This is a genomic window from Faecalibacterium sp. DFI.5.82, assembly GCF_029076575.1.
Taxonomy (GTDB): Bacteria; Bacillota; Clostridia; order Oscillospirales; family Ruminococcaceae; genus Faecalibacterium; species Faecalibacterium duncaniae.
Window position 1 is genome coordinate 1 of sequence record NZ_JARFIS010001123.1, and the last position, 289, is coordinate 289.

Annotated in this window: 1 protein-coding gene; it reads right to left on the reverse strand. The window is 62.6% G+C overall.

The window, feature by feature from the left end:
* Window positions 1-289: LysR family transcriptional regulator (locus tag P0G09_RS20410; RefSeq protein WP_275253595.1), on the reverse strand; the 289-nt coding region annotated here is incomplete at both ends.

Genomic DNA, 289 nt, shown 5'->3' on the forward strand with positions numbered 1-289 from the left:
GGCATAGGTGGCGTGGGGGATCATTTCCCGCAGGTCGGCGCAGCGCTCCTGCTCCTCCTGCACGCTCCGGTCCAGCCGGTCCACATCCCGCAGCACCCGCTCGGCCTGCTCGATGAAGTGCCGCCCCTGCTCCGTGGGGATCATGCCGGTGGATGACCGCTCAAAAATGCGGAGATGGTATTCTTCTTCCAGATTTTTCTGCGCCTTGCTCACGTTGGGCTGAGCGGCATACAGCCGCTTTGCCGCAGCACTCACAGATCCGCATTCCATGATGGCGACGAGATACCGC